The sequence below is a fragment of the Microvirga calopogonii genome (genome assembly GCF_003347665.1).
GTDB classification, from domain to species: domain Bacteria; phylum Pseudomonadota; class Alphaproteobacteria; order Rhizobiales; family Beijerinckiaceae; genus Microvirga; species Microvirga calopogonii.
The window spans coordinates 26,783-37,186 of the sequence record NZ_QDGA01000048.1; the positions used below are offsets into that span (position 1 = coordinate 26,783).

Here is a 10,404-nt window from a genome sequence, read left to right on the forward strand (position 1 = left end):
GTAGCCTTTGTGCCTTCTCTCGAACCAAGGAAGGGCGGGTTGATGTGAAGGGGTTAAGGGGTGGGTTTACCCCTTGCTCGACGTCTTGTCCTTGTGCGCTGCCCTCCATGCCGCCTGCCCTCCCGGCATCCCAATGACCCCGCATCCGCCTGGGAGGTGGTCGACGGTGTACCTCGAGGAGGAGAGCGGCTCTTCCTGTGCCGGCGCCTTCATGACGAGGTGCCCGTACTTTTCAGGGAAGACCGCTGCCAGCATTTCCGGTGGCCAGTAGTGCTCAATCGGGGTCATGACCTCCCTCCTCTTCCCTGCTCAAAAAGGGCGTTCGCGCCCGCTCCGCGCAGCGGAGCGGAATATCTGACTTTCTTTGATCCATCTTTGAGCAATCATTGATACATCTTTGATGTTGCAACTTAAGCCGCTGATTTGAGGGCGTTTTCCCTCAAGGACTCAAAAAGGGCCGTATGTTCGGCGCACTGGCTCAAGAAATTTCGGCTCCAGGCTGCCGTCATTCGCGTGTGGGGGCGATGAACTGGACGCACGATGCCGACCAGTTCGACGTTGGTGACGTGGGAGCGGACAGGGCACAGCCATGGATATGCTCCCAGCTCCGTCTTGGCCGCCTCATACTTAGCGTCCGAAATCATCGCTCGTCCGACCCTATCGGCTGCCATCGCCACCGCCCTCTCAATCTCTTCGCCCGTGTTGGGGAGAGCATAGGCATGGAGAGCTTGGGCGCCTTCATTCAGGCCCTCGACGATATGGCCGACGTACTCGACAAGGCCGGCACCCCGAAGGGCTCCGAAGATCCGCCACAGGTCCGCGCTTGCCGCATCTTGATCCTCACCCCGGAACCTGGTGAAGAGCGGCTCCCACGTGCCCGTCGATCCATCCGAGACAAAGCCCCAGACGGTGAAATGTCCCCGAGTGTAGATTTCCTTCCGCTTGAACTTCTGGCGGACGAACTGCCACGGGAGGCTGCCATCCTCGGCAAGGTTGGCAAGGCGGTAGCAGTCCATGAGGAGCGGAATGGCTCGTTTGTCCTGAATCTGCCGCAGACGAGCAAGCGGGGTGTCTCCTTGGCCGAAGCCATCAACGAGGGTGTGGGGCAGCCACCCCCACTCAGGCTGTGCCGGCCGGAACCGCGGCTTCCCCGGGGCTGCATCGGTTGCCTCGATGACGCCCTTGGCGATGAGGGAATAAGTGGTCTGGTAGTCCGGATCGGAACCGGAGAGGATTGGCTTCTTCTTGGACAGAACGCGTTCCAGAACCTTGCTCTGTTTCGGCGTCAGTTTCGATCGCACCGCCTGTAGCAGACTCCACCGCATGAGGGATCGGCGGATCCCCTTCTTCCCTGTGGTGGGTAGCGTGATGAGACCCGCCCTCTCCAGCGTCTTCAATGCGGCGTCGGCCCTGCCCCGGGAGAGGCCCGTCCTCTCGTGAATGGCCGTCATCCCCGCGAGGGTGGTCATCTGGTTCCGTGCGGTGAACCTGGCCAAGGCGATGTAGGCAACGGCCGCATTGATGCCGTCCCGTATCGGGTCGCGTCCTCAACGCATCTCCAGTCGACGGCAAAGAAGTTGCCCTTCGAGCCTTCGCCTTTCGGCTGGGTTTCGGGTGCATCATCATCAAAATCCATGGACTAGACCTCGCCTCTCGGTGTGAGGCGGACGCCTGGCCTGCCGTCATTCAGGAACTCTATCCCGGCGTGCTCGAGAGCGGATCTGAGAGCGGCAATGGTCGGGCCATGAGCAGAGATTACGCCGGGTTTGGCCTCAAGTCGGGCAACGGTTGGCTTCGATACTCCAGACTTATTCGCCAGCTCTGTCTGTTCCCACCGTAACAGCGCCCGGGCTGCTCGGAGGTGTTCGCTCGTCAGGTTCACCCAAACCCCCAAATGATATGTATGGTTAAATTTGATGCTAAAGATATTGAATAATTTCTGTCTACTCATTTAATATCACAAATATCAAATTGGAGCAACACAGATGGCCATCCACCGGAAGATTGATCGGACCTCCGCAATGCGCGACCTGCGCAACGACCGCGCTCCGGCTGCCCCGGGCTTCCTCGCTGCCCGCTCCCTTGAGATTGCCCGCCTGGATCGCTTGGCCAGGGAAGCCGCTGCCGCCCCCTTCGCTGTGGCTGGTTCCTATGACCGCTCGGCCATCATGAAGACGGCCATCGCCTCCGCCCGTGCGCAGAAGGCCAAGGGATCCAAGATGCCCTGGTCCCAACTCGTGGGCTTCGCTCTCAAGAACATCTGGCGCAGCGCCAAGGCCCAGCGCGCCTTTGCCGCTCACTGAGGAGGGCACTATGACCAAGCAAGCACAAGCCCCGCCGCTCTCGTAGCTACGCGTAATTCCTCCCTATTCCCATCCCTGCCCAGCCACCGGAGTCCCCTGGAATGGCAACGACGCTGCACACCCTCTCGCTGGCTGCCCGCATCACAGCCGGCACCGGCCTTCTCTACCTCGCCTGCCTCCTCATCAGCATCTCGTAAGGAGACACGTCCATGCGCACCTCTCACCTCCGTCTTGTGGCCGTTGATGGCGCCAAGTAGCCCAAGTAGCCCCCGCCCCTCGCCGTCCTCGTGGCTGGAATGTCCGTCGCGAGCGAGAAATCCGCCTCGCCATCATTAAGGAGCACCTGGGCCATGTGGAGCACTCCCTGAACCGACTGAAGACACTGACGGACGAACTGGAAGCAAGCCTTGGCATCTCCCTTGGTGATTGCTCGCCATGGCCACGCCGGGACGCCCTTTCAGGGCCGTCTGACGTCTCCGCGAAATCCTCACGGCTACCCCAGGACAGCGTCACAGCACTGGATTTCCACCATGAAGAACAAGCAACCCAACCTGTCCCGCCGCACGGTCCTGGGCGGCTCCCTCGCAGCCCTGAGTGTATTCCCTGCCTTGACCACGACAGCAGCGCCGGGGGTGATGCAGTCCTCTTGGCCATGGGGCAGGAGTGGCAGGAGGCGTGGGAGCAACTCCGATCCGTTCGCACGCATCGGAGGCAACAGATGAGCGATAAAAGTCGATGTGCCCCGAGCCTCCGGCTACCCTGACGAAGACTGAGCAGGATTGGAGGTATGGCCTCTCGCTCATCCTCGATACCCTGAGGCTGCACAGAGGTGATGCATAAAGGAACTCGTTAGATAACAATGGTTATTTCGCTCTTGGCCCGCATCATGCAAAGTCCGCCTGTCCCTCGGAGCCCTACTCCTACCTGAGTGGGGTTTCTTTTTACTCGCCTGCACCAAACGTAGAATGTTCACCCACTCGCAGATTTGGGCTGCCATTGACGCAATTGCCGAAGCTCAGGGGCTCTCGGTTTCCGCTCTGGCGAAAAGGGCTGGCTTGGATGAGGCAACACTTCATCGCTCAAAGCGAGTCAGCGCCGATGGCCACATGCGATGGCCGTCAACTGAGACGCTCTCAAGGATCCTAGCGGTAGCAAATATGGATCTCGGGGCATTTGCAGATGTGATGGACGCTCTGCCAGAGAACAAGCGCCGTCAGTAGTCTGTCTGATGCCTCCGGATAATCCGACGCGTGAGTCAACAACGGGCTATTAACCCCGCGCTGCTATACAGAACCCAGCCTGGGTTGCGTCTCAGGTTAAGGCAGCAGGAAGCCCCGTTCGGCTCTACCCCGGGCGGGGTTTTCTCATGGCGAGATGCCCTAGATGGCACGCATGGACATACGCGCTGCCCTTCTTCTTCTCACGCTCTGCCTCGCTCTGGGCTTGTTGGCTTCGGTTAGCTTGCCCAGTCCTCCCCTCGGGTCGAGAGGACATCCTCACTCCAGCTTGCCTTCGTAGGAGAGTAGGCTCGTCTACGGAGGATATCGTGTATGCGGCCTGCCTTGCCTGAGCGTCGATCCACAGAACGCCTCCCCACGAGCCTAGAAGGGTGGTTCGCCAGCGAGGCCACCGGAACACCCACGGCATGTAGAGTTTCGGATCTGTCAGCGGCCGGGGTACGGCTTGTCATTCCGCCTTCGGCCGACGTGCCTCTTGAGTTTGAACTGGCGATCCCCGATGCACAAGCTTTGGCCAGGGTTCGCCTGGTCTGGACCGATGGGGTCCATTACGGAGTGCGATTTACAGAGTAGCCAAATGAAAGCGCTCGTCTCTGCCCTGGTCTGTCTCATTCCTCTTGCCGCCTTCGCAGCCGAGGAAGACGCCATCATGCAGAAGGCATTCCGCATCATCACCCAGCACCGCCTTCTTTCACGAGCGGAGCTGGCCTGCTCGTCCCTGGTGGTGGATGAGGCCACCAAGACGACCGCAACAGTCACTGTCCGCGAGAAGCACGGCGGCAAGTGCGGTGGCGCCCCAGAAATGTGAAACGGCACCGAAGTCTGACCCCTCGCGAGGGAAGCGCAACACCTTGGTTTAGCAGCACAAAATGGAAATTCGACGGGGTCACGATCGGCGCCGATCGTGACCCCGTCGGCACTATGAATTCGCTAACAATGTCGTGCACTTAATGCCAGTCGGCTCTGGGGGGCAGCAACGATGCGGATTCACAAGTTCGGGAGACGCAATCTGTCGAGCCTCTGCTTTTATCAGCAGCACCCAAATTCGGTGTATTGACAGGTTGATGCTACAAAGCCATCGGGGTTAGCCCCTCTTGCCGCTCTGCTTGCAGCTCATTCCCTGGAGGTCCACCCATTGCGTCCTTCGGGATCTTTGCGGCCAGGAAGCCGGACATTCGTCAATGGATCGACGATCGGGCTCTCGCGCAGCCTTTCGTCCAAGGCGGCCTGCCAGTCTCCTGGCCCTTTCTCAGCCGCTTCCTGGAGGTGCCTCGCGGCGGCGTCGATCGCCGCGCCTTGGGCACGCCACCACAGCAGGCGCGCAAGACCCCCGATGAAGTTGACGAGCGTGTCCATCGTGCCCTCCCCTGGGATATGGCGTATCGCGGCACTATCTGGATGTGGGGCAGAAGGCCCCCTCCTCAAGGCTCCGTCGACATCCCGCTTCCCGCTGGGTTAGTCTTGCCGCTTCCCGCTGGGTTAGTCTTGCGGCTCTTCCAAGGAGGGACGCGACATGGCGGACCGAGAGGAGATCCTTCGTGTACTGGACCACTTTGAGGCCATGGTCGCCTCCCGAGATATGGCGCTCCTGTCCGAGTTCGCGGATGCCCCTGATACCCGGCTCATCGGCTCGGAGCTGGGCGAGGTGGCCACCGGACCGGAGGAGATCGAGAAGCTCGTCCAGAGGCTGTTCGACATGCCCGTCGCGATCGCATGGGAGTGGAGAACGCGCGACGTGTCCTCCGTCGGCGACGTCGCGTGGCTATACGCCGAGGGCCATGTCGTGATCAGCCGCGATGCATCCGAGCATCGCTCGCCTTATCGGCTGGCTGGGGTGCTGGAGCGCAGGGCCGGAACATGGCGCTGGCGCCTGTTCTATGGCTCGGAACCCGTTCCAGACCGTTGAGCGGCCGACCAGCTTGATGGCGGCCCTGAACACCCGGACGGCTCCAGGAGCCTCCTGTCAGCCCGAGTAGTCGGTGTCGTCGGCGGTTGCTCCTGGCTCCAGGTGCATGACCACGAAGAACAAGCTTTTGTCGCGCTCGTTCTCGGAAAGGTGGATCGGGTGGATGGCCACAGGCTTCCAACCACTCTTGGCCTCTTGATGAGCCATTCGGCCAGCTCGGCGTCGGTCACCTCTCGGCGGCAGGAGGTATAACGATCCATGGGGAGCTCCATCACTGGGCACACTTCGGTAGCTGTCATTGTCTCACATCGTCAGTCGTCCTCTCCACAGGGTTTCCCATCTGTGGGGCGGCCATGCTGTGATCCCCAGCTGAGGTCAGATGCTAGCTCCTGTCCGACCGTGACCTTAGTCGGCGTGCGTCAGGCGCATGGCGGATCCCGTGACCACCAGACACGGCCCCGAAAGGTCCGATCGAGGGTTAGACTGGTCCTCCCGGCCCTCTCGGAAGATCGCGCCAGTAATCCCACAGCTCCTGCTCGCGCTCCCTGTCCGGCCAAGCTTGGCCATCTTCGCTGAATGCCGGAGCACTCCGGACCTGCACTTCGATGATGTCGGTGCGATAGCCGTGAAGCCCGGTGTCGTAGGTGAGCTTGTCCCAGGAGACGGTGTGATGATGGATTCCGATACCAAGGAAGCCCCCGAACGTCGCGTCGACGTAAATAACCCGGCCGCTCACCTTCTCGATCAATAGCCGCTTGATGGTGCCGATCCGCTGCCCCTGGGTATCGTAGACCGCAGTGCCCTCGACACAGTCCCTTTCAATGACGGGCTTGGACGAGGCGTGCCGGGGAAGCGGCCCCGAGAGATAGAAGCCGTTCTCCAGCACCCCGAACTCCATGACAGCTTCGTTGACGTTCAGGGGCCAGGGCTCATCGGGGGCAATCTGCCGCTCCAGGGTCCAAGGGCCATCCGTCGCCGGGAGTCCCACCGCATCCTGATCGCCCGTGATGCCGCGCAGATCAGACGCACTGGCCGAGTGAAACACGTAGTACGTGGTTCGTCTCATGAGCCTCTCCCTCTCACCGGGATCGGCAACCTCTGTGCATTCACTCATGATCCATGTGAAAACGCAAAGACTGGTCGTTCAGGTCCGGTTCCGAGGACCAGAATAGGCGAATGACGGACGCCAGTAGGCGGCCCGATCCCGACCTAATCCTTTCTAGTTCTTAACTGGCCCAACCAACCGCCTGCGAGCGCGTTATGCATGCCAGATTGGATGATGGCTCTTGTCCGTGAGAGGATCATGCCGTCAGAAAGACACCGTAACGCTTCTTTAGCTCCGGGACCGCCGCTGGATCACCGGGCCAACCGGTTCCTCGCCGCGCTGGAGGCTGAGGATTTCGCCGTTCTGGAACCGGATCTGGAGAACATGATCCTGCCGCGCGGCACCGTGCTGTACGAGCCTGGTGACCCGATCCGCTTCACCTGCTTTCCGCATGATGCCATCGTGTCCCTGGTCGATGTCATGGAGGATGGCCGGCTGGCCGAGGTGGCCCTGTTTGGGCGCGAGGGGCTGTTGGGCCTGCTGAGCGCCTTTGTCAGCCGGGAGGCGTTCGGGCGTTACGTGGTGCAGATCCCCGGTAGCGTCTCGCGGGTTCCGCTCGACACGATGCATGCGGCCATTCAGGCGAGCCCCAAGCTGCAACGGCAGGTGCTCGCCTACAACGAGGCCCTGCTGGCCCAGGCGTATCACACCGTGGCCTGCAATGCCCTGCATCCGGTCGAGGCGCGGTGCTGCCGCTGGATCCTGAGCACCCACGACCGCCAGGACGGGGATACTCTGCCCCTCACCCATGAGTTCCTAGCCGAGATGCTCGGCGTGCAGCGCTCCACGGTCAGTGCGGTCCTGCGTGGCCTGCAGATCGCGGGGCTGATCGAGCAGTACCGCGGCGGCATCGCAGTGGTGGATCGTACCGGTCTCGAACGGGGGGCCTGCGAGTGCTACCGCAAGATCCGCTACCGCTTCGAGAAGCTGCTGCCGGGCACCTATGCAGAGGCGGATCGCAGCGACAGCCAATCTTCACACGCTGTTTCGCCGGCAGCCGCCGCATCCAAGCCGCGCCGCTGAACCTATAAGGCGAAGCTTGGCGAAGACGCCTCTCTTGGCTGACCGCGGGTGCTCTTATTGACGGAAGGGCAGCTTTCGAGGCTGGGACAGGCCTTATCTCTCGGGCTTTCTCTGTGCCGCCGCGCCTCGTCTAACCTGACGCCCTGGAATGGCTGATCAAGGGAATGATCGAGGCGTTCCATTGGCTGGGGCTGCCCCTGATCTATGTGGCTGATTGCGAGATCGTCCCCATCCAGAGGCAAGGGACTGAGCATGGCCAAGTCACCGAGGCGATCAGAGCACCGCACTAACCAGCTGCTGGCGAAGCTGGAGCCTGAGGACTTTGCTGCGCTCGAGCCGCATCTCGAGACGGTGACGCTGTCGAAGGGCACAGTCGTCTACGAGACCGGCGATAGCATGCCGTATGCCTACTTTCCGCAGGATGCGGTGGTGTCGCTCATCACCATCCTTAGTGATGGCAAGACCGTTGAGGTGGCGGTGTTCGGGCGCGAGGCTCTCTTCGGCCTCACGAGTGCACTGGCGACCTCCCGCTCCCTGGGGCGCTATACAGTTCAGGTCAGTGGCACCGCCTCGCGCATTGAGACACAGATCCTGCGGCGCATGCTGGAGACTCGACCAGCGGTGCGGGAGCTCTGTCTGCGGTTCATTGAGGCGCTGATGGCGCAAGCGTTGCAGTCGATGGCCTGCAACACTGTCCACAGTGTCGAGGTCCGCTGCTGCCGCTGGCTCTTGACCCTGCACGATCAGACCGAACGGGATACCCTGCCGCTCACGCATGAGCATCTATCCCGGATGCTTGGAGTACAGCGCTCCACCGTCAGCCTGATCACCGGCTCCCTGCAGAACGCCGGCCTCATCGAGCAGGGCCGCGGCGTGATCACGGTCATGGACCGCCCTGCCCTCGAGCGGGCGGTCTGCGGCTGCTACGGCATCATGCGCCAGCGCTTCGAGCAGATCCTACAGCGCCCGTCCCAGCCCACGTGAGTGGAGGCTGGAAGCCGAGACAGGCGACAGTCACCGACCATTCCGTCGTCAGATCAGGGGAGCGATACAGCAGCGGGCTGGGCTGGGTCGGCCATGTCCTTCGGCTCAGTGAGCGGCGTGACGACCGTGCAGATCGCGCCCGTCGGGGTGAACTCGATGTTAACTTGTTCACTACTGGATCTCGAAGATCTCCTCAATTTTGCAAAGGGCCGCCGGAAGGTTGCTCGCCAAGTTGGTGAGGACCAAAGGAAAACCTTTCCTCTGAACCGCTCACCGCAGCAATGACCGTGATCGCTCTTTCACGAGCCATGTGTGGCCCCGGTCACGGAATGACGGGCTGTTTCGAGCGATGCTGGTGACAGCGCAGGAGGTCACCATGACACGATCCTCAAAACGCCAGGCCAGACGCTGGATCATCCAGGAGCTAACCCGCTGCATGGAGCAGCGCAGCCAACCTCTCCCCGCATCCAAGCCGATGGCGGATTGATCATGTTGTACGCCCGGACCCAGGTAACCTCCGGCATCATGGACAGCCAGATCAGGGCTAGGGCGAAGGCTCTCTGCGTCGACGATGGCTTCGATCCGGATCTGATTGTAACGCACACCTACGGTGACGACTTTACCGCTCAGGAGTGGGATGACTGGTGGACCTCCAGCCCGGACGTACCATTCCAAGAGGTGGTCAGCCCGATGTGGCGGCTCTACCGCGCCCACGCGTTCATGGAGTTGGCGCAACTCCAGAAGGTGATTGAGACCAGCGACAACGTCGTCTTCCTCAGGCGAGGCAACGTCTAGCCTGGGGCCAGCCTGTGTGGAAACGCTTTGATCTGCTAAGCTGATCGTGGTCGGCGGAGGTCGCGATGAAGCGTTTCGTTGAGGGTGAGGATCGTCGGCAGGCGACCCTGCTTCCTGACTGCCTGGATGACTATGTGAGCGAAGACAATCCGGTTCGGATTGTTGAGGCCTTCATCGACGAGTTGGACCTCGCGGCCCTGGGCTTTGCCGGCGTGGTGCCGGAGGTGACGGGCCGCCCATCATCCCATCCCGCCACCCTGCTCAAGATCTACATCTACGGCTATCTCAACCGCCTCCCCTCCAGCCGCCGCCTGGAACGCGAGACCCAGCGCAACCTCGAGCTGATCTGGCTCACTGGCCGGCTGAGGCCCGACTTCAAGACCATCGCTGACTTCCGCCGCGACAATGGACCAGCCATCCGGGCCGCCTGCGCGCAGTTTGTCGTGCTGTGTCGGCAGCTCAACCTGTTCACCCGGGCGGGTGGTGGCCATCGACGGATCCAAGTTCAAGGCGGTCAACAACCGTGACAAGAACTTTACCGTCAACTTTACCGTCGCCAAGGTGGCCAAGCGCATCGAGCAGGTCGAGGCCAGTATTGCCCGCTACCTGGCAGCTCTGGATCGGGCCGACCGGCAGGACAACGATGTGGCCGAGGCCCGCACCAGCCGGCTCAAGGAGAAGATCAAGGGCCTGCGCCGGCAGATGCAAGCCCTCAAAGACATGGGCCAGCAGGTCGAGGCCGCGCCCGACCAGCAGATCTCTCTGACCGATCCGGACGCCCGCTCGATGGCCACCAGCGGCAAGGGCACCGGCCTTGTGGGCAACAACGTCCAGATGGCGGTGGAGGCCGAGCATCATCTCATCGTGGCGCACGAGGTGACCAATGTCGGCAATGACCGCACGCAACTGCTGGCGATGGGGCAACACGCCCGGGACGGAATGGCGTGTGAGGAACTCACCGTGCTGGCGGATCGGGGCTCCTACAACGGTGACGAGGTGCTGGCCTGCGAGGGCAGCGGTGTCCTGCCCTATGTTCCCAAGACGCTGACC

At 61.7% G+C, this 10,404-nt stretch carries 13 protein-coding genes and 1 pseudogene; 8 read left to right on the plus strand and 6 right to left on the minus strand.

Features of this window, described 5'->3' with window-relative positions; genetic code table 11:
• Window positions 1–66 precede the first annotated feature (66 nt).
• From DDF70_RS24175 to DDF70_RS24185, 3 genes are all read right to left on the minus strand, one after another.
• Window positions 67–288: a hypothetical protein gene (locus DDF70_RS24175; RefSeq protein WP_114947357.1), complete on the minus strand. Its 222-nt coding sequence runs from the start codon at window positions 286–288 to the stop codon at window positions 67–69.
• Between the two features lie 122 nt (window positions 289–410).
• The gene (locus DDF70_RS24180; protein WP_114947358.1) at window positions 411–1,469 is read right to left on the minus strand and encodes a hypothetical protein; all 1,059 of its coding nucleotides are present in this window, start codon (window positions 1,467–1,469) and stop codon (window positions 411–413) included.
• A 170-nt stretch (window positions 1,470–1,639) separates the two neighbouring features.
• Complete coding sequence (locus tag DDF70_RS24185) at window positions 1,640–1,951, minus strand: helix-turn-helix domain-containing protein (RefSeq protein WP_114947359.1); 312 nt, start codon at window positions 1,949–1,951, stop codon at window positions 1,640–1,642.
• Between the two features lie 34 nt (window positions 1,952–1,985).
• Between DDF70_RS24185 and DDF70_RS24190 the strand changes: the two genes are divergently transcribed.
• The 3 genes from DDF70_RS24190 (at window position 1,986) to DDF70_RS24210 (ending at window position 4,349) form a co-directional block, all read left to right on the plus strand.
• Window positions 1,986–2,303: a hypothetical protein gene (locus DDF70_RS24190; protein ID WP_245435630.1), complete on the plus strand. Its 318-nt coding sequence runs from the start codon at window positions 1,986–1,988 to the stop codon at window positions 2,301–2,303.
• Between the two features lie 1,550 nt (window positions 2,304–3,853).
• Window positions 3,854–4,114 (plus strand): PilZ domain-containing protein, encoded by a 261-nt coding sequence (locus tag DDF70_RS39295; RefSeq protein WP_114947362.1) that lies wholly within the window; start codon window positions 3,854–3,856, stop codon window positions 4,112–4,114.
• A gap of 4 nt (window positions 4,115–4,118) precedes the next feature.
• A complete protein-coding gene (locus DDF70_RS24210; RefSeq protein ID WP_114947363.1) occupies window positions 4,119–4,349 on the plus strand; it encodes a hypothetical protein in 231 nt (76 codons plus the stop codon).
• A 305-nt stretch (window positions 4,350–4,654) separates the two neighbouring features.
• Here DDF70_RS24210 and DDF70_RS24215 read toward each other — a convergent pair whose 3' ends face one another.
• The gene (locus DDF70_RS24215; protein ID WP_114947364.1) at window positions 4,655–4,897 is read right to left on the minus strand and encodes a hypothetical protein; all 243 of its coding nucleotides are present in this window, start codon (window positions 4,895–4,897) and stop codon (window positions 4,655–4,657) included.
• A 157-nt stretch (window positions 4,898–5,054) separates the two neighbouring features.
• Here DDF70_RS24215 and DDF70_RS24220 point away from each other — a divergent pair, with 157 nt between their 5' ends.
• Window positions 5,055–5,447, plus strand: coding sequence for a nuclear transport factor 2 family protein (locus DDF70_RS24220; protein WP_114947365.1), 393 nt, complete (start codon window positions 5,055–5,057; stop codon window positions 5,445–5,447).
• 57 nt (window positions 5,448–5,504) lie between these two features.
• Here DDF70_RS24220 and DDF70_RS36870 read toward each other — a convergent pair whose 3' ends face one another.
• Both DDF70_RS36870 and DDF70_RS24225 read right to left on the minus strand, forming a co-directional pair.
• Window positions 5,505–5,654, minus strand: a complete 150-nt coding sequence (locus DDF70_RS36870; protein WP_162820625.1) for a hypothetical protein — start codon at window positions 5,652–5,654, stop codon at window positions 5,505–5,507.
• 271 nt (window positions 5,655–5,925) lie between these two features.
• Window positions 5,926–6,513 carry a PRC-barrel domain-containing protein gene (locus DDF70_RS24225; RefSeq protein WP_114947366.1) on the minus strand — a complete coding sequence of 196 codons (588 nt, stop codon included), beginning with the start codon at window positions 6,511–6,513 and terminating at the stop codon, window positions 5,926–5,928.
• A gap of 237 nt (window positions 6,514–6,750) precedes the next feature.
• Here DDF70_RS24225 and DDF70_RS24230 point away from each other — a divergent pair, with 237 nt between their 5' ends.
• From DDF70_RS24230 to DDF70_RS24245, 4 genes and pseudogenes are all read left to right on the plus strand, one after another.
• Window positions 6,751–7,575, plus strand: coding sequence for a Crp/Fnr family transcriptional regulator (locus DDF70_RS24230; protein ID WP_114947367.1), 825 nt, complete (start codon window positions 6,751–6,753; stop codon window positions 7,573–7,575).
• Between the two features lie 252 nt (window positions 7,576–7,827).
• On the plus strand, window positions 7,828–8,559 hold the full coding sequence (locus tag DDF70_RS24235) for a Crp/Fnr family transcriptional regulator (protein WP_114947368.1): 732 nt from the start codon (window positions 7,828–7,830) through the stop codon (window positions 8,557–8,559).
• A 489-nt stretch (window positions 8,560–9,048) separates the two neighbouring features.
• Window positions 9,049–9,354, plus strand: coding sequence for a hypothetical protein (locus tag DDF70_RS24240; protein WP_114947369.1), 306 nt, complete (start codon window positions 9,049–9,051; stop codon window positions 9,352–9,354).
• 65 nt (window positions 9,355–9,419) lie between these two features.
• A pseudogene (locus DDF70_RS24245) lies at window positions 9,420–10,404 on the plus strand (IS1182 family transposase); the annotation flags it as partial.